Here is a 23,210-nt window from a genome sequence, read left to right on the forward strand (position 1 = left end):
TTGATATATAGCTATTATTGCAACTGACAAAGTTGGCAACTTTTTATTTTGCAATTTTACTTTTAATATATTAACGGGCTCTCATCCACACGGTTAAAATAGTGGGTTTTCGAGCCAACATAATTTATAATAAAATAGCCTTTCCAATCCTCTTTCAGCATGTTTTTTTTCAATCTCATGCTGAAATACTCAAGTTCCATTACATCTGCTTTGAAATTGCAGACTTTTTCACAACTTTTATAGTTTCTCTCCCATATACTCAAATTAAGCTTGTTTTAAATTTACTGTTTTCAAAACAGTTGTCTGTTTTTGGGAGTATATGTCCTATGAAAAGATTATTCTCTAGCTTTATACTGATCTTCTGCAGCTGTATTCTGCTCTCAGGCTGCACAGCATCAGATCCAAACAATACTCCAGAGGACAACTCTCCAGTTGTCAGTGAAACTGAAACTTTAAACACCAAAACCATCTACATCAGATCTGTCGTTGACGGCAGAAAATTCCAGAAAGAGGCTGATGATCGCTCACTACAGGTAATTCCTGACGATGAGAAAGATGTTGAAAGAGTCATTGGCCTTAAAAGAAACACTCTGGGAATGGCTATAGGAACCATACATCTTCATGAGAATCAGAGTGTAACAGGAATAACAAAGGATGCGCTGATAAAGGGTCTTAAGAACAGCGACTACAGTCTCATTGATAAAAAGGATAACCTAAGTGCAGATACCCTGATCGCTGAGGTTAAAGTTATAAAATTCTGGACCTGGCATAGCCCAGGAGTCTGGGATATTGATATCAATGCAGAAATAGAGGCTGTAATTACCCTCAAAAATGAATCTTCCGAAAATAAAATCCAGATAAAGGGCAGCGGAAAAACCAAAAAGAACATTGGAACCGAGGAGGCTTATCATGAGGCCATAGCTCTTGCCAGAGATGCCCTCCTAAAGGATTTGAAAAAGAAACTGCACTAGAAACAAAAAAATTGCAGACACAAAAAGCAAAGGCACTTAATTTCAATAGTGCCTTTGTTTCTTTACGGCCCATGTCTACAGGGACCTAGTTTCTGGCAAAATCAGAAATCGCCCTGATATCTTCCGGAGTGGTTCTGCAGCAGCCGCCTATCAGACGGGCTCCTGCCTTGTACCAGGTTGCTGCGCGCTCAGCAAAACTTACAGCACCACCGCTCCAGGTTTTGGTGAAAGGATTGTAGATTTCTCCTGAATTAGGATAGACAATCACAGGCTTATCTGTATTCTCTTTCAGAATCTTAACTAAGGATTCCACGTACTTAGGAGCGGTACAGTTAAGGCCAACCGCAACAACACCGGAAAATTCATCAAGAGCACAGGCACAGTCCTTAATTGGAGTACCATCAGATATATGCTCTCCATCCTTGCAGGAGAATGAAATATAAGCAGGAACATCAAGTTTCAGATCGTCGATAGCGCCTAATATAGCTAGGGCTTCGGTAAGATTTGGAATAGTCTCACAGGCAAACAGATCAGGTGAGGCTGAAGCCAGAACCGCAAGTCGTTCCTTATGGAAGGCTTTAAGCTCATCAAATCCGATTTTGTAATCCCCACGATATTCAGAACCGTCAGCAAGATAAGCACCGTAAGGTCCAACTGAGGCCGCCACCAGAGGGATCTGTCTTTTAGCAGAGTCAAAGTCTGGTGATTTTACAAACTCATCCCTTGCCCTGACTGCCAGATCAACCGATAAAGCGATAAGAGAGAGAGCCTTATCCTTATCAATCCCCTTTTTCTCAAATCCGTCTACAGTTGCCTGATAGCTTGAGGAGATAATAATATCTGCACCAGCCTCTAAATACATTGAGTGAACCTTTTCAATCATATCGGTATGATCGATCAGAGCCAGGGCTGACCACAGAGGATCTTTGATATCAAGTCCGAGTCTTTCAAGTTCAGTTGCAAACGCACCGTCAACAATTACAAACTTCTGTTTATTTAAATAATTTTTAAAATCAATCATTAATCCTTCTCCTCTGTTTTTCTGCAGTCAAATGATACCACAGGAGGATTCTCTCCCCTCTCCTGAGCAGGAAGGAAACGCTTGTAGAAATCATCAAAGATTCTGAAGATTTCCTTGTGCTTAGCGGCAATAATGAACAGAGTTATAGCAACATATACCGCTGAGAGAATATCTGTCAAAGCCCAGAGAATATCTGCCTGAACATTGTAGAAAATAACGCAAGGAATGAGATAGTAGATCTTGTAGAAGGACATCATCTTTTTATTGGTGGCACTGTCACCAAAAGCATAATTCACAGACTTCTCACAGGTGTAGTACATACCGATAATTGTAGTCCAGGCCAGAACCGCAACCGCAATGGCTGTAAGCTTGCCTCCGATTTCTCCATAGACGCTGGTGAAGGCAATAGTGGTCAGAGTACTTGAGGTAGCCTCTGAGGTATAGTAGGAACCGGTAAGAATAATAGTAAAGGCGGTAATGGAGCAGATGATCATGGTATCCAGAAATACCTCGCCAAAGCCCCAGATTGACTGACGTACAGGATGATCGGTGATAGCACTGGCATGGGCAATCATACCGTAGCCGGTTCCGGCATCATTTGAATAAATACCGCGGGCAACACCGTACTGAATAGCATCCTTTACAGTTGCACCGGCAAAGCCTCCAACAGCTGCGGTAGGAGAGAAGGCGCTGACAATAATAAGTTCAATCACGGAAGGGATTTCCCTGAAGTGAAGAATAATTACGCCAAGTCCCATCAGGATGTACAGCGTAGACATAATAGGAACCGCTTTGGACATTACCGCAGAAATACTGCGAAGACCGCCCCAGATGGTTAGCAGACAGGTCACACCGATAATAATTACAGTTATCAGTCCGGAAATACCAAAGGCCTCCTTTACGGAACCTACCACGGCCTCAGTCTGCACACAGCAGGTCCAGGGACCGAGGATAAAGCAGAACAGAGCCAGAACAATCGCACCTTTCTTCCAGCCAAAAGCATTTTTAAGAGCAAATGAACGATCGCAGACATACTCATCCATAGAATTCTTATAGTGCTCACGGTAACGCTGACCAATAATAATTTCACAGGCTTTGGTGGACATTCCGAAAAAAGCAGAAAACCACATCCAGAACAGAGCTCCAGGGCCACCGCTTACAATCGCAGTTGCCACACCGCTGATATTACCGGTGCCAATGGTATTGGCAAGAGCAGTACAGGCTGCTTTGAAGCCAGAGATAGTTCCATGTCCAGGGGCTTTCTTTTCAAACATCCTTCCGTAGGTGTTCTTAATGTTGAAAAGGAATCTGAACTGATATCTGAAACGGAATCTAAGGGTAAGAATAATACCGGTACCAATCAGGATAACGGTCATACCTGTTCCCCAGAGAATGTCATCTAAGGCATACAGGAAATTTGCAATACTTTCCATTTAAAGGTTTTCCTTATGAAATTTTGTTTAGAGATTTTAAACATATCGGAAGCGAAATTGAACAGAAAGATAGGAAATATGGAGAAAAGCTCCACAAATAAGCAAAATTTGATAAAAAAAGGCTTAAAAATGAAATTTTTTGCATAAAAAAAGACCTCCGAGGAGATCTTTTCATAAACAGAACAGCTGTTTTAAACCTTCTCAGGATAGCCGTATACCTTATAGAATTCCTCAGCAAACTGCTCAAGACGATCCTCTTCAATGGCCTTTCGGATATCAGCCATAAAATGCTCGTAGAAATGCAGATTGTGAATGGTGTTTAAATGAGCTCCAAGAATTTCATGACACTTGTCCAGATGATGCAGATATGCCTTTGAATAGTTCTGACAGGTGTAACAGGTGCACTTCTCATCTAAAGGTGATGTGTCCATAGCGTACTTGCTGTTTCTGATTCTTACAATACCGTTTGAAGTGAACAGATGTGCATTTCTTGCGTTTCTTGATGGCATTACACAGTCAAACATATCCACACCGTTGAGCACGCCCTGAAGAATATCCATAGGAGTACCTACGCCCATGAGATATCTTGGTCTGTCCTCTGGCATGATAGGAGCTATATGGGATAAAGCCTTGTACATCACAGGCTTAGGTTCACCTACGGCAAGACCGCCGATAGCATAGCCATCAAAGCCGATATCAGTTAGGCCCTTTAGAGATTCCTCACGTAAAGCCTCATCAGAACCGCCCTGAATGATACCAAACAGAGAGTTCTTGTTGCCAAGACGGTTGAACTCATCCTTTGAGCGTTTAGCCCAGCGCAGTGACAGTCTCATGGCTCTGGCCATCTCCTCACGAGGAGCAGGAAGACCTATGCATTCATCAAACTGCATCACAATGTCAGAGCCCAGATCATACTGAATCTGCATAGAAATCTCAGGAGAAAGGAACAGCTTGGAACCGTTGATAGGATGTCTAAACTTAACACCTTCCTCGGTAACCTTTCTGATATCAGATAGAGAAAATACCTGGAAACCGCCTGAATCAGTCAGAATAGGTTTCTTCCAGTTCATAAAATCATGCAGATCGCCATGAGCTCTGATGACATCGGTACCAGGTCTTAGCCACAGATGGAAGGTATTACCTAAAAGAATATCTGCACCGATCTCCTCAACATTCTCAGGACGCAGACCTTTAACAGTACCGCAGGTACCAACAGGCATGAAAGCAGGAGTTCTGACCACGCCACGGTCAAAAACCATCTGACCTAAACGGGCCTTGCCGCATTTTTTCTTTAGTTCAAATTTCATAAAGGGCCTCTAGTTTTTAGCTGAAGGAGGAAGATCCTCATCTGCTTTCGGATTCTTGGTTATAAACATGCAGTCACCATAGCTGAAGAACTTGTATTTATCCTCAACCGCATGCTTATAGGCATTCATGGTTCGCTCATAACCTGCAAAGGCACTCACCAGCATAATCAGTGTTGACTCCGGCAGGTGGAAGTTGGTGATAAGAGCATCCACAACCTGATATCTGTAGCCTGGGTAGATAAAGATAGAGGTATCGTTTGAGAATGGAATAATCTCATCAGCGCTGTTCTGTGATTTTGCAAAGGAGGCAGCTGACTCAAGTGATCTTACCGCAGTTGTTCCCACAGCAATCACTCTGTGACCAGCCTTGTGAGTAGCAATTACTGCATCGGAGACCTCTTTAGTCAGATGAACAAATTCCTTGTGCATATGATGCTTTAGAATATCGTCTTCTCTTACAGGCTGGAAGGTACCTGCACCCACATGCAGAGTAACAAAGGCCATATTCACACCGTAGGCCTTCAGATCCTCCAGCTGCTCCTTGTCAAAATGCAGACCGGCAGTAGGAGCAGCCACTGCACCTGGGTTCTTTGAATAAACAGTCTGATAACGTTCGCGGTCTAAAGACTCATCCGGACGATCAATATAAGGAGGAAGAGGAATGTGACCTACTGCATATAGAATGTCTAAAAGAGACTTTCCGCCAACGGTTTCAATCTTAAAAAGATCACCGTCACGGCCAATAACATTAACCTCATAACCGCCGTCAATATGCAGTACTGCTCCGGTCTTAGGAGCCTTGCTGGCCTTGATATGGGTTAGAGCACAGGTTTCTGAGATGATTCTTTCAATCAGAAACTCGATTGCGCCACCGGTATCCTTTTTGCCGTACATTCTGGCAGGAATAACCTTGGTATCATTAAATACCAGCAGGTCGCCAGGTTGTAAAAAGTTTTTTAAATCATAAAAATGCTGATCTGAAAGCTTACCGTCAGAACCGTCAAGACACAGCATTCTGCATCCAGTTCTCTGCTCTGATGGATAATCTGCAATTAGATTTAAAGGTAAGTCAAAATTAAAATCACTTCTTAACAACTTCGTATGTCCTCAAAAAAACTTGTGAGTATTGTATCATTTTTGAGCACAAAGACTAGTTTTTAGAGCTTTCTTTTGCTTTAAAAAGCGATTTTTTTCGACTTATACGGGGATAAAGGTATTTGGATTAAAAATCTCTTCCATTTTTTTGTCTGGGAAATTGGTAACCATACTGCGATAGTTTCTGATTACTTTCTCCCAGGTATCACAGGTACTGATAAAAGATTCCATTTCATTGTAGAAGGTTTCATCATCCAGAGCTTTGCATGGAAGTACCTTGCATAATGCAAAGTGCTCATTGTCTCCGTTCAAACTCAGAGTTGCTCCAAAGGTGGAACTGTACAGGTGATTGGCCTCCAGCATCATTCTATATAGGTGTTCAAGCTGCTCTGCCGGAGGAGTACCCAGATCGCCGGAAATAACGATCTGGTTAATCTCTGACAGTGCAGTAATGGTCACAATCACATCATCCGCCTGAAATGAACAGGAATATGCATTATCCAGCTCCAGATCCATTCCAAGTTTTTTTCCAAAAGCCTTGATTATTTCAATACATTCCATGATCTATATATCATTCTCTATTCTTCTTAATCCGGGTCGTTTACACCGTCAATCTCGTTGCAGATCTCCTGACCGATTATATCAATCTCATCATCTGTAAGAGGTCTTATAACAGTTTTACCATTTTCTTTAAGCTCTGTATACTCTCTTATTGTTACGCCATTCTCATTATGTTTATTTAAAACAGTTACAACTCCGTATTTGCCACGCAGCATGTCCTTAACCTCAGGAGCAAAATCTTTCCATTCGCCATCAGGATTCTGTTTGCTAAGACGGAAAACTTCAGCCTCGATCATCTTTTTAAAGGTTGTTGCATTAGCTCTGTTGAGAACAGCTTCAAGATCGGCCTCAAGATTTACATCTACAGTAGTTTTATCAAGGTGCTTCTGACGGAACTCAATAAAGTTCTTGCCCTTATCCTCCATACAGGCACCAAGATGGTACTCACAATGATCTTTAAATAAATTTTCCTTGCCCTGAGCCTTAGCCTCAAGATAGCAGTCGATGCCGTTTTTAGCATACCCTTTGATAATCGAGGCAATATAGTTCTTAAGAGGGGTAATCGATTCAGAAGTCTTCAGACTGAACTTTGCTCTTTCAGTATGAATCAGATTACCGCCAAGTCTTGGCCAAAGAATATCTTTTGTAAATTCAGTAAGCTTTGCCCCGTTTAATGCCTCATAGTTTCCTGTAGCCTGATTCTTAATCTGGAACTTTACATCAGTATTTTCCACAAGCTCCTCTCGCTCTGCTTTGTTTTCTTTAGGTATGCACTCCATACCAAATTCATAGCTAGGCTCATTTCTGAATATACCTTCCAGATCATTCTCAAGAAAATCCAGACATCTCTGAATCTCAGCAAATGCCTGTCCAGTAGGATTAGGATGCATTTTAAAATATGATTTAAATTCCTCATAGGACATCTTGGTGGTATCAGGAATACCAAGCTCCTTCAGAATCACATTAAGCTTGTCTTTATAAGCTGCAATTGAGAAGTCCTTAGTCTCATATGCTGCAGCCTGAGTCATGATCTGATTGATTCTTCTCTGGGTTAAAGGCTTACCGGACTTTACAGCACCGCCATCTGCAGGAACACCAAAGTCCTCGCGCTTGAAAGATGGGCCTAAAATTTTCTCAAGCTTATCCATAAAGTCTTTTGAGAAGGTAACCTCTCCTTTAGGACCAGATCCTATGCCCTGCTCCAGACCGAAAGCTTTTCCCAGGGATTTCAGAAGTTCTGTACGAACATGATTGTTATTTGCCTGAGTTGAAGATGAGCGCAAAAATCTGAAAATATTTGCCTTGGAGAAAGTGGTATTTGAAGTTAACTTGTTATCCTGATTTAGATTAACAATAGCGTTGTCGTTGCCTAAGTTGACGTTCTTGAAGGTATTTAGTGAAGTTAAATCAACCATGATACTGCCTCTTATCTTTCTCTAGGCCTTCTGCCAAATTGCTTAAGGTCTTATTCACCGATATCCATGTGCTATTACAAAACTGTAATAACTTAATTCTGATTTAAGTATAAATTAATTTTTGAACTACATGTAACTACTTTTTAAATATCTTCACACAGCTCACAAATTTTTTTATTCAAAGAAGTTAAGGACGATATCAGCTCCATTAATCAATCATTCAGTGTAGTTATATTTTATGAAGAATTACAAGAAAAAGCAGACAGTTAGCTACACTGCAAAAGTCCTATTCAGACTTATGGGTATCTCCCACTGAATCCTTAATAAAAAAATTACCTCTATATGCTCTCAGCAAAAATAAGATGTCAGAAATCAGAAAAAATTTTTTTTTTTGAAGAGAGGAAAACACATATTCGGCATGATCACAGCAATTCGCATAATTTATTATTCATTTTGGTTGAATATTGTGGATTTATATCGAGGATTTTATTTTTTGTGTTTTATGTCACAATTCAAACTGTAATTTACATCAGAGATTTATCTGATGATTTTATGGAGGACATAGATATGTACTTAGTTGAATTCACCACCTATACCAATCCTGCAGAAGTTAGCTACGAGTTTGGCTCAATTGATGATGTTAAGACATTCTTAGAGAAGAACAGAGAGCTGCTGCAGTTTTACGTCGTCGTACACAAAAACGGTAATATAGTTAAGCTTTAATCCTTATTCCGAGGTGTTGTTTCCGGCCCCGAGCACTAATTTCATCGTTAAACTCCTAAACATTTTGATAGCAATTCACCTTTAGCTCTGGAGCACGGAACAACAGCCTCGCCTTTCACATCGCCTTACTACATAGTATTGAGAAGCTATACGGCAAACTGCAGATTCTTTTTGAGATCAAACAGCGATGAAAAAAGAGAAAAAGCCTTATGTTCAAGCTCATTGGCGCTTTCTATGATAGAGGCATTGTCAAACAGCTTTAATATCATCTCCGAGCGAATGGAAATTCCATATATTTCGATATTGTGTTCCTTAGCATAATCAAAACAGTTTTTAACGTTGTTTACAGAATCAGGCATACCATCGGTAATTACCAGCACAATATTACGTCTATAACCTATTTCCTGAAATTTATCAAAGGAATACCATAAAGCCTGAGCCAGCGGGGTAGAACCGCGAGGTTTCTGATCAAAGCGTGAGGCTACCATTGAAGCACGCTCATCCGCCTTCAGTGCCACATCATATTCAGAACACTGTCCGGGGAAATAGGTAGCCATCGTCTTAATGCCGTCAATGCCCTCAAGTGCAAGAGACAAAGTCAGAGCGACCTTGCAGGCATCCTCACAGCGAGAGTTCTCTCCCCCATCTGAAGTCAGCATAGAACTTGATACATCTACCAGAATATGAACTGCAGTTTCAAATTCCTTTTTGAAGATTTTATCCTTGAAGATTCTGGTCTCTCCCAAAGGTATAAACTGAGCTTTCATAGGATTAATCCTGTTTCCTGCAGCAGTACAGTTTCCGAGACTGTCAACATAGGCTCTGACTCTGTTGTGAAGAGCGTTGCGCACTCCGTAGGTGTTGCTGACTTCCTGAATATAATCGTCTCTGCCCGGATTACAGATGTTCTCGGCAATCACTCCGAAGTCCTCTCTTGAGGATGAACTCTTGCTGTTGCTGTTCTCCTGAATAATTTCAGCTCCGTTTCTGCTTGGAGTAACCTTAGAATCATCATCCCCGGTATAGATTCTGAACCTCGTAAATTCTCTAAGAAAATCTTCTGAAACCTTATCCTTTGATTTATTAAAGTTTTTCTTGCTCTCCTCCTGAATGTTTCTGAATCTCTCATCATTATCCTCGCTGTTTTTTAAGGAACGGTCCTCAGCTTTAAAACCTGATTTGTCGTTTTTGAGAAGGGAAAAGATCTTAAGGCAGATTTTATATACCGTCTCTGAATCCTCTGCCCCTGAGCATTCCTTTACCAGAAGACCAATCTTATTGAGAACATGGATATTAAGACGCTTTCGCAGATGAAAATATAGAATCGCGCTCTTTCCCCTGGCGTTACGGAATTTCTGACACAGACTCTGGGAGTAGCATTGTATAAAAGCACAGATGACATTGAGAACACTGATGGAATTTAAGGTATTACAGAAACTCTTCCATTCCTCCTTGTAATAATCACTTAAAAGCTCAAGATTCTCATATACGCCGATGTATTCCTTGGAAATCAGAGCTTCGATTCTTGAATCCTCAAGAATGTTGAATAATGAGAACAGAAACAGATTATTCTTAATCTTGTCCTTTTTCAGAATAGAAAAGTCCGTATAACGGATATGGGCTGACTCGTGAGCCAGATAACCGTACGCCAGACGTGCCTTTATTGGATTTTTAATATCCAGACGGGGAATGGTGATGACCTTGCCGTTGGTGTAGGCGGTTGAGCCCTGAATACGGACGCTGACACCGAAAAGCTTGGCATAGTTATTTACCATAATAGGCAGGGCGTTAGATAGATTATTCATAAAATTACCTTTTAATCAAAAAATATCCCCTGATTATCACCCTCAAATTTTTGGGGCTGCACGTAAGGGGGGCAAAATTTTCCAAAATAAGAGGTAATTTTTTATTTTTTTTGCAAAAAACAAGTAAAATAAACTATAGATTTGAGCCAGAAAAATTGCGCATTACTATGACAAAATTACAAAACCAGTTCCTAACCAAAGAACAGACTATAAGATCAACTACGTGGGGTCACCATTTCATATTTCTAAACTGTCTACTGGCGATCCTGTCCGGCTTTACCTATGTCTACGGAGCTCCGCAGACAGAAAGCTTTATCTCCTTTGTGTATCTTATTGCTACCTGGCTTGGACAGATAAGTTTTCTGGTCTTTTTATGCTTTCTGATATTCTTCTTTCCGCTTACCTTTATCGGAAACTTCAAGGTATACAGAATCATCAGTATTGTCGTAGCCTTTCTGCTTCACATCCTGCTTTTAGTTGATGCCAAGCTGTTTTTGTCTCTGAAGGTTCACCTGTCCTGGTCTGTTGTTTCGCTGATGATTAGAGATCTGACCTTCAATACCGGTCTGAACTTTAACTTCATGTATATTGCAATTCCGCTGGTGATTTTTTTAGAGCTGGTTTTCGCAAGACTGGCTACTAGAGAAATCTACAGACAGGAAGTCAGAAACAATTATTTTCCAGCCATTGTCATGACTGTGGTTACAGCCTGCTTTATTACTTCACACGGTATCTATATCTGGGCTGACGCATCCAACTACGAGAAAATTACCAACCTGAGATCTGTATATCCAGCTCACTATCCAATGACCGCAAAATCATTCCTGACCACTCACGGCTGGATTGAGGACATTACAGCACAGGGTAACGGTTCATCAACTTCAAATATCGCCTATCCTCTAACCGAGATTAAGTTTGAGGAAAAGAATGTGCAGAAGAATATCGTAACGATATTTATAAACGGACTTTCCTACTCAGATCTTGATGCAGATACCACTCCTAATCTGATAAAGCTTAAGATGGATAATCTGAGTTTTGAAAATCATTTCCTGCCATACGACGACCTGTATAACAATCTTTTTGCAAGCTGGTTCGGTCTGCCAATCCAGTATGAGGAAATCTTCACCAGCCACAGCGTTGAAAACGTATCTAATGATGTAATGCAGAAAGAAGAATATCTGATGAGAGGCTTTATCTCTGCAGTCAACGGAGCTCAGGGTGAAAAGCTTGCCAGAATGACCGGTATGAATACCAATAACAAGCTGAAGAATCTGTCCTCAGATATAGTACTTTTAAATGAGGCGGCTGACTTCATTGAGAAGAATTCAGAACACAGAATGGCAGTAACCCTGTCCCTGAACTCACTTTTGAACATGAACTCTATTGAGGCTCACAAGCGCCATTTAAAGCTTCTTGATTCTCAGATAAACAAATTCCTCTCAAAACTTGAGGAGATGAACCTTACCGACAGAACCATGATTATTATTTCCTCCTCCATGGGAAATAAATTCATTGGCGGAACATCTATTTATTCAAAGAAAAAACAGAGAGTTCCTTTTATCATCATCAATCCTGATGCTGAAAACAAGGGAGTAACAAGAAATGTTCTGACTTCATCTTTTGATATAAATCCAACCATAGCAGTTGAAATTTTAGGGGTAACGACCCCATGTGTAAATTATGGAATTGGTGATGATGTATTAGCTCTTGAGCAGAGAGATTACATCCCAACAACTCAGGGTAACAATCTGCTGCTGATTTCACAGGATGCAGTTACCATTTACAAGAGAAACGGTAAAGTTGTTACCACCACGGAAGAAGAAATCAGACCTGCAAGGGCAAATCTTGAGAATCTGATCCGCGCAATGAGAGATTTCAACCGCTTTAAGAAATAATAGGACTAAATATGCGTTTAACTGAACAGAATGTAAAGGAAGTGATTGTTGATGCTTCCATGCAGAAGGCAGTATTTATTTTCTTCTATATGAATGCTCCTGAATGCGAGAAGGCAGGAACTGCATTAAGAAGTGCCATATCTGACAACAATGCATATCTTTCTTTAGTTGAGGCTGATGTATCCGAGCCTGTAGGACAGGCAATCGCAGGACAGTTAGGACTACAGTCTGTACCAACTGTTGTTGTTATGAAGAACGGCCGACCAGTCGATGCTCTGCAGGGCGATGAGATTGTTGAAAAGCTGCAGGAAACAATTCAGAAATATATGCCTTCAGAGGGAGATATGCTTTTAAAGGCAGCTCTGGCTGAAGTTGAGAAGGGCAATATATCAGGAGCTCTTGTCAAGGCAAAGGAGGCATACAGCCTTGATTCAAAGAATCTTGAATACAAGCATTTCTATGCTCAGCTGTGTATCAAGGACAAACAGCTGGAGAAAGCTCATGAACTTTTGGACAATGCCGGTCGAGAAGAGCAGGAGATGCAGGAGTACAAAGATCTGATCTCTGCTTTAGCACTTGCAGATCAGGCTGCAGACAGCCCTGCTCTAAAGGAGCTTGAGGCCAAGTTTGCAGCAGATCCGGAGAATGCAGATATAGCCACTAGCTATGCTGCTGCTTTAGCTGAGGCAGGAAAGAAAGGAAAAGCACTGGAGATTCTGTTTAATCTGCTGCAGAAGGATTTATCCAATGCAGAGGTTAAAAAGACCTTCCTAGATCTTCTGAATACCATGCAGGGAGATCCTCTGCAGAAAGAGTACAGAAGAAAGCTCTACACCATTATGTACTAATAGAAAAAAACAGCCACTAAGGCTGCTTTTGAGAGCTTTTATGATAAGAGGAGACCATCAGAGGGCTCCTTTTTTGTTGCTCTTCTCTTATTACTGCACTGAAGAAGGCATCTTCCAGCGCATAAGCCTCATGAGATTTGAAATAATGAAATCAGAGACAGGAGTAATTAAAATCCAGCTTAGAACTACAAGATTTACAGTTACCGCACCAACCGCAATATCCGATACCCAGTGAGCACCTGACATTACACGAGGTAAGGAGAACAGAACAGTAATCAGAAGTCCTGCCAGGAATGACTTAAATCCAAAGTAACGAAGCATGTAAACACAGAAAATAATCAGACACATGCCATGATCACCTGGAAAACAGGATTTTGACCAGTCCTTTGCTGGCCAGTCTGTAAGCTTTGAAACATATAAAACGTTCTCACCTAAGGCTGAAAAATGAAGAGTTGGACTTGGTCTGTCAAAATCTAAAGTCATAGCAAACTGCTTTGCAATCACTGCTGTTAAAAGCATAGTGATACCCATGCAGATCATAAAGTGACGGTAATCCTTGTCATGCTTTAAAAAGTGGAACAGGAATACCAGCGCCATGGCTAAAAAGCCAAACACGTCAAAGAAACGAAGATTGGTGAAGGCAACCAGATATCTAAAAGCTTCATTCTCACCCAGCAGATGATTGAAGGAGAAAAAGACATTCTTATCAACAACCGGCCAGAAGCTGTTTGCGTCAGCATGGAACCAGCTGAAGAAAAGCAGAACTCCAAGTAAATTTAACCCAATGATCAGTAATAATTTTTTCATCATAAACAATATTCGCTAAATTGAATTCGATTACATGACAACCAGTAACGTACAAAGCTGCCAGAAATATTCTCAGCACTGTACTAAAATGATATTTCCGGATATCAGGAATTGTGACATTTTATACAGAAAAAATTTCAACGCAAGTCAAATTTCCAAGGAATGTCTGCTTATTTAAATATACAGACAGATCTAGACCATCTTTACAGGATCAATTTTTCTTATAACTTTGTCACATTTGATAGCAGTATCAATATCATCAGCTATAGTCAGACCGGCTGTTGTCAGCATATCTCCCGTAATCTCGGCATTAATACCGTAATTGTAAAGGTCGGAGAAATATTTCTGAATCAGAAGTCTTCCACCTGCAAGGCGTAGAACAGTCTTAGGAAGCACATATCTGAAAACAGCTATACAGCGTCTTACCTCATCAGGAGTAACAATCTCTCTGTTTTCAAGAGGGGTTCCCTTTATAGGATTAAGAATATTCACGGGAGTACTGTCAACCTGAAGTTTTCTTAGATACAGAGCAATATCTACTCTATCCTCAATACTCTCTCCCATGCCGATAATGCAGCCGGAGCAGATTTCAAGTCCAGCTTCCTTAGCATAGGCAATGGTTCTCTCTTTCTGCTTTAGGGTATGGGTGGTACAGATCTCCTTGAAGAAATCTGGAGAAGTTTCAACGTTGCAGTGATACCTAGAAAGTCCGTTTTCCTTAAGGAGCTTAAGATCATTAAGATTCAAAAGTCCCAGTGAGCCGCAGCAGGAAATCCTAAGTTCAGTTGAAATCTTTCTGTAAGCCTCTGCTATAACCTTAACCTCATCGTGTGTAAGCCTAGGTCCTGAGGTTACAATTGAAAAACGGTGGACACCTCTGTCTGCGTTGTATTTTGCCTCAGCAAAAAACTCATCAACAGTCTTAAGAGGACTCTCCCCTACTCCTGTGTTGTAATGGCGGCTTTGAGAACAGAATTTACAGTCCTCAGAGCACTTTCCACATTTGCCATTGGAAATACAGCAAAGTTCAAGCGCCTCTTTAAAAAAGGCTGATGTTATTTTTGAGGCACCTTCCTTAAGTAATTCAAGAGGGGCATTATATAGCTCTAAAGCCTCCTCTCTAGTAACTTCATACCCATGAATAACGCTATCTGCAAGATCTTTAAGTTGCACTTTCTAGTCTCCAGAACAAAAAACGCAGCTCTCTGCTACGCTAAAAAAAACAATGACGCGTATTATAACGCGAAAAATCATAACATTAGTACAAAACAAAACGCAGATCCGAAGATCTGCGCCTAAATCAAGATGTAAAAACTAATCCTTCGAAGTCGAAATTGCTTCCTGTTTAGCTACATCCTCAGCCTTATCCTCATTAGAATTGTCCTTTTCTGCTCCCTCTTTATCTTTAATAGGCCAGTATTTAACCATCGAGCCAATAAAGGTTGCCAGAGGAATTGAGAAGAATACTCCCCAGAAGCCCCAGAGTCCGCCGAAAATCAGGATAGCCGACAGGATTGAGAAAGCGTCAAGGTTCATAGCCTTAGAGAACAGAAATGGAGTCAGTACATTACCGTCTAAAAGCTGAATAATCAGATAAACCACAAGAATCCAGATAACATAGGTACAGAAACCAAACTGGAAAACAGGAATCAGCACCACAGGAATAGTAATCAGGGCGGCACCTACATATGGAATAATCACAGATAAACCGACACCGAAACCAAGCAGGAAGGCATAGTTCACACCTAAGAGCATAAAGGCCAGAGTGTTAACTATGGTGATAATAATGATATGCAGAACCTTGCCTCTGATATAGGCTTCAAGTTGACCGTTTATTCTTTTCCAGAATTGTCCAATAATATCCTGATTAGTTGGCAGAATATAGTCTTTAAATCGCTTCTGCAACGTCTCTTTGTTTGCCAGCATCAGGAAAGTGAAAATCGGTACGATAATCATATACATCAGCCAGGTCATGGCATTGACGACAGAAGGCATCACCTGATTTCTGATAAAACTTGTTGTGTTTGCAAGAATGGATGACCTTGCCTGAAGCACATACTGGTCAACCTCATCCTGAGAAAACATGGATGGGATCGGATCAGGCAGAGATTCAATAAACTCATAGGTTCTGTTTGAAATTATGGTGTCAAAATCATCCTTTCTATCACCCTGAGCAGAGAGAGAAATCTGCTGCAGACTGGTATAGAACTGATTTGCCTGCTGGACAATCTTAGGAACAATAAACACAATAATACCGATGGACAGCCCAACAAACAGCACCATAGTTATTATAGAAGCAGGCATTCTTTTGAGCTTAAACTTATTTATCAGGAGTCTGACTAACCAGTCCAGACAGTAGGCAATGCACAGTGCCACCACCAGAGGTCCCACCAGCCACATGAAATAGTATACAACCACGAAAGCAGCCAGAAGAACAAATGCAAATTCAATCGTACCAGGTTCAGAAAAATGTCTGGAATACCAGCTCTTGAATAACTTAATCATAATCAATCCTTTTGTTTCAGGATCATTATATGCAAAAACAGGGCATGACGATTATAAAAACACTGTTTTTTAAAAGTATTTATATAACGCTCGCATAATTAAGAATTAAACCATAATCATAAACTATACAATTTAAGGTATTCTCGGTTCTGTCTGGCGTGGTAGAATTTCAGACAGTCTTTTGAAGGAGTATGTATGAAAAGGTCAATTAAAAAGAACCTGTATTCTCTGATATGTGCAATGTTTATAACATCAGCAGCACAGGCTGCAGACAATATATTCATCCCGGAAATGGGCACAGCCGGAGCCAGAGGTATGACCGTCCAGACCGAAAGACTGTACGGAGAGTATTTTATGAGAAAGGCTCGTGGTGCCGGGATCATAAGTTACGATCCGGTAATGACCGAATTTATAAATTCAGTTGGTCAGAAACTTGTACTCAATGCAAATAATGTATATTTTCCCTATGAATTCTTTCTCTCCGCCGATCCATCTTTAAATGCGGCCGCTTTTTTAGGAGGAAAGGTTCAGGTAAATGCAGGTCTGTTCCATTACACGGATAATGAGGATGAATTTGCATCAGTTCTCGCCCACGAAATTTCACATATCACTCAAAGACATATTGCAAGATTTATTGAAGAACAGTCAGACCGCGGTGCGATTTCAATCGCCAGCATCATAGGATCTATTGCGCTGGCAATCATAAATCCTACAGTGGGTGCTGCGGCTTTCTCTACTTCAGCAGGTCTTATGGCTCAGACCGGAATCAACTTCACCAGAGACAATGAATATGAAGCGGACAGAATCGGTATTTCCGTTCTGGATAAAGCAGGCTACAATCCTATGGCTATGAGTACTCTGTTCAAAAAACTCTTCTCTATGCAGGGTAACATCAACAGTGCCTATGCACTTTTAATCGATCACCCTTTATCAGAGATCCGTGTTGCAGAGGCTTATAACCGAGCAAAGAACCTACCTAAAAGGAAGAATTCTACCGATCCAAACTTCATGTTTGCCAAAGCCCGTGTAGATGTCAGATATATGAATCTGAAGCTCAATGAATTCAAGGAAAGACTGCAGAATACAGAAAAAGTTAACAAGTATTACAAAAACTATGCCTTAGCTCTTATCTACTATGGAGAGAAAAACTATTCAAAGGCAAAAGAATACCTTGAAAATCTCTCCTCTATGGCTTCTAATGACTTTATTGTTGATCTGTATACCGATATTGATCTTGAAAGCGGCAATACCTCATCAGCAATATCAAGACTAAGAGTTCTCTACAGCAAAAAGCCTTACGACAGTGCTATTACCATCAATCTAGCCAATGCTTATCTTAAGGCAAGAGAAGGAAAACAGGCACAGCAGGTGCTGGAAAAATTCCTGCAGAAATATCCGAATGATTCCTTTGCCTCAGAAATGCTGACCGAAAGCTTCCTGCAGCAGAAAAACAAATGTCAGGCTCTAATTACCAATGCCCAGACTATGGCTTTGAAATCAGATTACACCAGAGCATTTAACAGTCTCAATGATGCAATGCATACCTGCAAAGGCTCATATTCTCAGATCGCCCGCGCTCAGTACTCAAAAATCTCATCTCAGAAAGATTTTGACGAAAAACTCGAAAAAAGACGCTGATTTCTATTCAAAAAAACATTCATATATAAAAATGAGAGTTGCAGTTTTGTCTACAACTCTCCTGTAAATCTTTTCAAGCTGTATATTTTCTTTACATCTTGGGGCTGGATTCAGCTAGTTTTTCGAGAGAAACAACGTTAGTTGAAACAAAGAAAAAAATATACCTCAAAAAAACAAGAGACTATCCCCCCAAAAAAAATGTAGTGAACTACATTCGGCGCAAGATCTTCCTAAATCAGAATATCCACTGACATTTCAGATTATTGATAAAAATGCCTTTTTTTTGAGAAAAATCACCAATTCCCGAATAATGTAGTAAACTTGTTTAGATTTTTTCTTTTAAGTGAAATGAACTAAGTGAGTTTGCGTTATGACACAGTGTTTTCATACTGTTAAAGAACTAAGAGATTATTTAAAACCTTTAAAAGCTCAAGGAAAGACCGTAGGTCTTGTTCCTACTATGGGAGCTCTGCATCAGGGACATGCAACACTGATATCAAATTCAGCAAAGGAAAATGACATCACTGTTGTTAGTGTTTTCGTAAATCCAACTCAGTTTGGACCAAACGAAGACTTTGATGCTTATCCAAGAACTCTTGATGCTGATCTTGAGGTAGTAGCAAAGGCAGGCGGTGACGTTGTATTTGCGCCTTCTCCTAAAGAGATGTATCCAAGTGCTGATGACACCTGGGTTGAGGTAACAGGTAACATCACCAAGGTTTTATGTGGAAAAACCAGACCAATCCACTTCAGAGGTGTAACCACTGTTGTCTCCAAGCTCTTTAATATCGTTGGACCAACCCGTGCCTACTTTGGACAGAAAGATGCACAGCAGGTTGAAGTGCTGCGCCGTATGGTCAAGGATATGTTCTTTGATCTTGAGCTTAGAATTGTTCCTATCGTAAGAGAAGATTCAGGTCTTGCAAGAAGTTCAAGAAATACCTATCTGTCAGCTGAAGAAAAGACTGCTGCAGTTGTTCTTTCAAAGACTCTTAAGAGTGCCTTAGAGAAATTCAAATCCGGCTGCACAAATTTAAACGACATTATCAGCTTCACAAAGACTGAGATTGCAAAAGAACCTCTGGCCAACATTGAATATGTTGAATGCTACGGTCTTCCTGGTCTTTACGAGCTTAAAGAGGAAATCACAGCCCCTGCCCTGCTGGCAGTTGCAGTACGATTCGGTACAACTAGACTGATTGATAATATCATCCTGGAGTAAAAGATGATTTATACCATGATGCACGGCAAAATTCACCGTGCAACAGTTACAGAGGCAAATCTCGAATACGTCGGCTCTATTACCATTGACGAGGATCTGCTTGAGGCATCAGGCATTCTTCCAGGAGAAAGAGTTCAGATTGTGAATAACAACAATGGTGCCAGACTTGAGACCTACACCATTCCTGGAGAGCGTGGTTCCGGCGTTATCTGTCTGAACGGAGCCGCAGCCCGCTGTGCCATGAAGGGAGATATCGTCATTATCATTGCCTATGCCCAGATGGACGAAAAGGAAGCTCGTGAACTTAAACCAAAGGTGGTTTTAGTTGATGAGAAAAATCACATCGTCAGAAATTTTTCAGAAAAGGCAAACGCTACTGTCTAACAGGAAACCAAATCACCGGGATTTTAAGATGCTCCTTTTTACAGGAGCATTTTTTATAGGTTAAGAAGGGATTTCACAAAAGGAATGGTCAGATAGTGAGACTGTTCAATCTGAGCCTTTTCCAGTCTGTCCAGAATCTCAACAAGTGATCTCATGTCACGGTTGCAGTGTCTGACCAGGAAGGTTGCAGTATTCTCCGGCAGATTGAAGTGTCGCATCTGAGCTCTTCTGGAAACAGCCTCAATACACTCATTCTCATTTAAGTAGTTAAGCTGGAATTTGACTCCGCTTGAAAGTCTGGTGGTCAGATCTTTTTTACTGAAAGGAATGGTATCAAAAGAGGTTCTGCCGCTCATAATCAGAGTGCCTTCACGACGGTCATACCAGCGGTTATACAGACCAAACAGTGAAATCTCAAACTGCTCATCACCGGCGATGGCATCTACATTATCAAGCATAATGATTTTAGGAAGATCAACATCTAAAACCATTGGGCCCAAAGTCTTAGCCAGATTCAGATCTAAGAAGAAACAGTTGTTAATCTGAGCTGAATTCAGCTGAAACAGCGCATTCATAAGATGAGTCTTACCACAGCCCTCTGGGCCGAAATAATAGTAAAACTCATTCACCTCGTTCTCAACAGCACGCTTCAGGGAAGAAACCGCAAAGGAATTTGAACCTTCAACAAAAGTTGAAAAGTCACTTTTATCCGAAATCTTGAAATCTAAAGCCTGCTGATATGGAACCTTGTTTTTTTCTTCCATTTCTATCCTTAATGTTCACTACTATGATTATCTTTCTAAAGCAACTGATGAATTATCTGAATCATCAGTAATGGTAATCACAGGAACATCATTGGAGGTATCTCCGGCAGGCTTCTGAGCAGGAACAGTGGTGGTAACCTCAACGGTCTCCTTTACTGTCTCCTTGGTATAGGCCTCGTTGCCGTAGTTATTGATAGAAGAGGTAACTCTCTGGGTGGTTGTAGTGGTAACAGAACCAACGTTATCGGCTGGCTTTGCAGCACCCTTTGACTCATTGAATCTGTATGTCCATGGAGCAACCTTTGTAAACTCTGAAGCATGGGTAAAGGTACCATCCAGAATAGCTGGAGATGAGCCGGTTGGGATCAGGAAGATAACGCCCTCTGAGTTGTATCCAAGTACCTGAATATCTGATTCATAACCGTAGGTTATCAGAATGCGTTTGATTCTTGGGTAGTCTGCCACATTCTCAATATCGGTAATCAGAACTCTTACACCGCCCTTTACAGGTCCAAGTGCAATAGAGCCATCATCTGTCACAGGAGTAATGGTATCAGCTTCATTTGCGGAGGTGGCAACAGGAGCTGCAGGTGCTGCAGTACTGCCTGTATTTGAGGAGTTCATCAGAACCTGTGCAATCTGAGCAGACATCTGAGAAGTTGCAGTATCAGCATCGCCACTGTTGGCACCGCTGCCTAATGACTTGCCATCTGCATCACAGAGGTTCCACTTTACTGAATAGCCGTTATTGGCTGAATCGCGCTCCATAACACCGCTTACAAAATACTTGGCGTCATAGCGCTTTGAAGCCTTGGCAATCAGTTCATCTGAATGAGAAACGATAGTCTGGGAGTTTACCTGCTGAACATCATCAAGATCCATTACAGGGAACATGATATTGAATCTGTTCTGGGTTGCTGCACCCTGCAGTTTCTTTACGAATTCAGCCTCTCCCTCACCTGAAAGCAGAGAAGAGTCTGCTGAGGACAGATCAGCAATCCAGGCTACAATAGTACCGGTCTCTCCATTCCATACACCGATACCCTTTGATGATAGAAGATTCTTTACCTTCTCGTCATTGAAACTTACACACAGATTATTGCCGTTGATGCTGATGGTTTCAATGGTGGTACGGATATCCTCTAGGGAAAGAGAATGTGAAGGATCAGTAACATTTGCAGAAGTTGCATCGGAGAATGCCTTTACAATCGCATTGTCCATTCCATTGTCCAGTGGAGTCTCAAAAATCTCAGTTGCACTTGCACCACAACTGAGCATTGCCGCACATAATAATGTAATTATTTTCATTGAATTCCCCAAGCCTAATTTCTGCATTTTATTCACTAAAAATAAGAGATATTCCCCGTGTTTTTATGATTTTCTGCTCTCTGAAAAATATGATATCTATCAGATTTTCAAGAGAGATTTTAACAGAACCTCTGTTTTCGTCAAAACCGAAAAAACACAGAAAACATCTGTTGATTAATTATCTGAACACAAAAAGCATATATCTATGATAGCGATCAGTAATACTGCAGGTAACTCTTTATAATATAAGGAGTTTTTGTCAGTATCAAAAGAAAAAATCTACTGATCTGCCATAATTTCACCTGCATAATTCTACCACATACTAGGACACATGAAATTTCATATTTGAGATGAAATTACCCTCCAATTTCTGTAAAATTGCGCACAGAATTTTTCGTTTGACCAAAAGTTTTACCTGGAGACTAAAATGGCATCAAATTTGACCTACAAAGAAGCTGGCGTTGATATTAATGCTGGAGATGAGCTGGTTCAGCGCATCAAGGCCCCTGTTAAAAAGACCACAAGACCAGAGGTTATTGGCGGACTAGGCGGATTTGGAGCTTTAACCAGAATTCCAAAGGGATATACAAATCCTGTATTGGTAACCGGTACAGACGGTGTTGGTACCAAACTGCGTCTTGCAATTGATCTGAAGAGACACTCAACCGTGGGTCAGGATCTGGTTGCAATGAGCGTTAATGATATTGTGGTTCAGGGTGCTGAGCCTTTTTTATTTTTAGACTACTATGGAACAGGTAAGCTGGACGTTGATACAGCTACCACAGTGGTTACCGGAATTGCTCACGGCTGTGAGCTGAGCGGCTGTGCTCTGGTTGGCGGTGAAACCGCTGAAATGCCAGGCATGTACGAGGAAGGCGACTATGACCTGGCCGGTTTTGCTGTTGGTGTTGTTGATGAGGATAAAATCATCGACGGTTCAAAGGTAAAGGTTGGCGACAAGCTGATCGGTATTGCTTCATCAGGCCCTCACTCAAATGGATACTCTCTGATTCGTGCAATTCTTAAGAAATGCGGAGTAAATCCTTTAGAGGACAAGCTTTCAGACGGAACCTTAATAGCAGATGCTCTTATGGCTCCAACCAGAATCTATGTTAAGCAGATCCTCAAGCTGATTAAGGAAGTTGATGTTCACGCTTTAGCTCACATCACCGGCGGCGGTTTCTGGGAGAACATTCCTAGAGTTCTGCCTGAGGGAACCTGTGCAGCCTGTGACGGTGATTCATGGCAGCGTCCAGAAGTATTCAAGTTCCTAAAGACTCAGGGCAACGTTGATGCCTATGAGATGTTCAGAACCTTCAACTGCGGAGTAGGTATGATTGCTGTAGTAGCAGCTGCAGAGGCAGACAAGGCTGTTGAGCTACTTAACTCTTTAGGAGAGAAGGCATGGGTACTTGGTGAAATTGCTCCTACAGGTGCAGACGGCAAGCAGGTTACCATCAAGAACTACGAAAACTTCTAATTTACTTTACAGAATATATTTCGCAGAA

20 protein-coding genes are annotated in these 23,210 nt (G+C 41.1%); 8 read left to right on the forward strand and 12 right to left on the reverse strand.

Features of this window, described 5'->3' with window-relative positions; genetic code table 11:
- The first annotated feature begins 326 nt into the window (after positions 1-326).
- Complete coding sequence (locus QZU45_RS04565; RefSeq protein ID WP_295352178.1) at positions 327-971, forward strand: hypothetical protein; 645 nt, start codon at positions 327-329, stop codon at positions 969-971.
- Between the two features lie 85 nt (positions 972-1,056).
- Here the strand turns inward: QZU45_RS04565 and mmuM are convergent, their stop codons facing one another.
- From mmuM to QZU45_RS04595, 6 genes are all read right to left on the reverse strand, one after another.
- Complete coding sequence (mmuM, locus tag QZU45_RS04570) at positions 1,057-1,992, reverse strand: homocysteine S-methyltransferase (protein ID WP_295352181.1); 936 nt, start codon at positions 1,990-1,992, stop codon at positions 1,057-1,059.
- Positions 1,992-3,425: a sodium:alanine symporter family protein gene (locus QZU45_RS04575; protein WP_295352184.1), complete on the reverse strand. Its 1,434-nt coding sequence runs from the start codon at positions 3,423-3,425 to the stop codon at positions 1,992-1,994. The genes mmuM and QZU45_RS04575 overlap by 1 nt, the downstream gene beginning before the upstream one ends.
- A gap of 191 nt (positions 3,426-3,616) precedes the next feature.
- Positions 3,617-4,732, reverse strand: coding sequence for a tRNA guanosine(34) transglycosylase Tgt (gene tgt / locus QZU45_RS04580; RefSeq protein ID WP_295352187.1), 1,116 nt, complete (start codon positions 4,730-4,732; stop codon positions 3,617-3,619).
- Between the two features lie 9 nt (positions 4,733-4,741).
- Positions 4,742-5,827 (reverse strand): tRNA preQ1(34) S-adenosylmethionine ribosyltransferase-isomerase QueA, encoded by a 1,086-nt coding sequence (queA, locus tag QZU45_RS04585; protein ID WP_295352190.1) that lies wholly within the window; start codon positions 5,825-5,827, stop codon positions 4,742-4,744.
- Between the two features lie 102 nt (positions 5,828-5,929).
- A complete protein-coding gene (locus tag QZU45_RS04590; RefSeq protein ID WP_295352193.1) occupies positions 5,930-6,388 on the reverse strand; it encodes a type III secretion system chaperone in 459 nt (152 codons plus the stop codon).
- Between the two features lie 26 nt (positions 6,389-6,414).
- A complete protein-coding gene (locus QZU45_RS04595) occupies positions 6,415-7,803 on the reverse strand; it encodes a hypothetical protein (protein ID WP_295352196.1) in 1,389 nt (462 codons plus the stop codon).
- Positions 7,804-8,370: 567 nt separating this feature from the next.
- Here QZU45_RS04595 and QZU45_RS04600 point away from each other — a divergent pair.
- Positions 8,371-8,526: a hypothetical protein gene (locus QZU45_RS04600; RefSeq protein ID WP_295352198.1), complete on the forward strand. Its 156-nt coding sequence runs from the start codon at positions 8,371-8,373 to the stop codon at positions 8,524-8,526.
- Positions 8,527-8,672: 146 nt separating this feature from the next.
- Here the strand turns inward: QZU45_RS04600 and QZU45_RS04605 are convergent, their stop codons facing one another.
- A complete protein-coding gene (locus tag QZU45_RS04605; protein WP_295352201.1) occupies positions 8,673-10,331 on the reverse strand; it encodes a hypothetical protein in 1,659 nt (552 codons plus the stop codon).
- A 167-nt stretch (positions 10,332-10,498) separates the two neighbouring features.
- Here QZU45_RS04605 and QZU45_RS04610 point away from each other — a divergent pair, with 167 nt between their 5' ends.
- On the forward strand, positions 10,499-12,226 hold the full coding sequence (locus QZU45_RS04610; RefSeq protein WP_295352204.1) for a DUF3413 domain-containing protein: 1,728 nt from the start codon (positions 10,499-10,501) through the stop codon (positions 12,224-12,226).
- 11 nt (positions 12,227-12,237) lie between these two features.
- Positions 12,238-13,074 carry a tetratricopeptide repeat protein gene (locus tag QZU45_RS04615; RefSeq protein ID WP_295352207.1) on the forward strand — a complete coding sequence of 279 codons (837 nt, stop codon included), beginning with the start codon at positions 12,238-12,240 and terminating at the stop codon, positions 13,072-13,074.
- Positions 13,075-13,164: 90 nt separating this feature from the next.
- Here QZU45_RS04615 and QZU45_RS04620 read toward each other — a convergent pair whose 3' ends face one another.
- From QZU45_RS04620 to QZU45_RS04630, 3 genes are all read right to left on the reverse strand, one after another.
- On the reverse strand, positions 13,165-13,884 hold the full coding sequence (locus tag QZU45_RS04620) for a phosphatase PAP2 family protein (RefSeq protein WP_295352210.1): 720 nt from the start codon (positions 13,882-13,884) through the stop codon (positions 13,165-13,167).
- A 189-nt stretch (positions 13,885-14,073) separates the two neighbouring features.
- Positions 14,074-15,054: a biotin synthase BioB gene (gene bioB / locus QZU45_RS04625; RefSeq protein WP_295352213.1), complete on the reverse strand. Its 981-nt coding sequence runs from the start codon at positions 15,052-15,054 to the stop codon at positions 14,074-14,076.
- Positions 15,055-15,195: 141 nt separating this feature from the next.
- Positions 15,196-16,386, reverse strand: coding sequence for an AI-2E family transporter (locus tag QZU45_RS04630; protein WP_295352216.1), 1,191 nt, complete (start codon positions 16,384-16,386; stop codon positions 15,196-15,198).
- Between the two features lie 195 nt (positions 16,387-16,581).
- Between QZU45_RS04630 and QZU45_RS04635 the strand changes: the two genes are divergently transcribed.
- From QZU45_RS04635 to panD, 3 genes are all read left to right on the forward strand, one after another.
- On the forward strand, positions 16,582-18,024 hold the full coding sequence (locus QZU45_RS04635) for a M48 family metalloprotease (RefSeq protein ID WP_295352219.1): 1,443 nt from the start codon (positions 16,582-16,584) through the stop codon (positions 18,022-18,024).
- A gap of 370 nt (positions 18,025-18,394) precedes the next feature.
- Positions 18,395-19,246: a pantoate--beta-alanine ligase gene (gene panC, locus QZU45_RS04640; protein WP_295352222.1), complete on the forward strand. Its 852-nt coding sequence runs from the start codon at positions 18,395-18,397 to the stop codon at positions 19,244-19,246.
- 3 nt (positions 19,247-19,249) lie between these two features.
- Complete coding sequence (gene panD / locus QZU45_RS04645) at positions 19,250-19,630, forward strand: aspartate 1-decarboxylase (protein WP_295352225.1); 381 nt, start codon at positions 19,250-19,252, stop codon at positions 19,628-19,630.
- Positions 19,631-19,683: 53 nt separating this feature from the next.
- On the opposite strand, the gene QZU45_RS04650 is transcribed toward panD, so the two are convergent.
- Together QZU45_RS04650 and QZU45_RS04655 are read right to left on the reverse strand one after the other, a co-directional pair.
- Positions 19,684-20,394, reverse strand: coding sequence for a DnaA/Hda family protein (locus tag QZU45_RS04650; protein ID WP_295352228.1), 711 nt, complete (start codon positions 20,392-20,394; stop codon positions 19,684-19,686).
- Positions 20,395-20,421: 27 nt separating this feature from the next.
- Positions 20,422-21,702 carry a DUF2066 domain-containing protein gene (locus QZU45_RS04655; protein ID WP_295352231.1) on the reverse strand — a complete coding sequence of 427 codons (1,281 nt, stop codon included), beginning with the start codon at positions 21,700-21,702 and terminating at the stop codon, positions 20,422-20,424.
- Positions 21,703-22,129: 427 nt separating this feature from the next.
- Here QZU45_RS04655 and purM point away from each other — a divergent pair, with 427 nt between their 5' ends.
- The gene (gene purM / locus QZU45_RS04660; protein WP_295352234.1) at positions 22,130-23,182 is read left to right on the forward strand and encodes a phosphoribosylformylglycinamidine cyclo-ligase; all 1,053 of its coding nucleotides are present in this window, start codon (positions 22,130-22,132) and stop codon (positions 23,180-23,182) included.
- Positions 23,183-23,210: the final 28 nt, after the last annotated feature.

Source organism: uncultured Succinivibrio sp., assembly GCF_902756765.1.
GTDB lineage: Bacteria > Pseudomonadota > Gammaproteobacteria > Enterobacterales > Succinivibrionaceae > Succinivibrio.